The sequence below is a fragment of the Erwinia sp. PsM31 genome (assembly GCF_030433775.1).
Lineage (GTDB): Bacteria > Pseudomonadota > Gammaproteobacteria > Enterobacterales > Enterobacteriaceae > Erwinia > Erwinia aeris.
Map to the genome: position 1 here is coordinate 1 of NZ_JARUWZ010000108.1, position 236 is coordinate 236.

At 63.1% G+C, this 236-nt stretch carries 1 protein-coding gene; it reads right to left on the minus strand.

Annotation, left to right across the window (positions count from 1 at the left end; all coding sequences use genetic code 11):
* Positions 1-236, minus strand: a 236-nt coding sequence (locus tag QCD69_RS22630) for a hypothetical protein (protein ID WP_301253585.1), incomplete at both ends; no start/stop codon positions are given.

The following is a 236-nucleotide window of genomic DNA, read 5'->3' on the forward strand; positions in this document are numbered from 1 at the left end:
GCAACCGATCACCGCGGGAGCGCCGTAGTGCAAGCCGATGTCGTGGAAGACGAGGCTCCAGACGGTAAATGGCTCTGGTGTGGAGGTGATGGCAGCTAGCATTGTGGGCATCGACCGCCACAGTGCGAGGACGACGAAGAAGAGAACCACGGCAAGGATCGGCTGGCGGGCGGGGCCCAATGGGGTGCGGGCGAGTGCCAGGTCGCAGCATCGATGGGACATTTCCAGCACCGTAT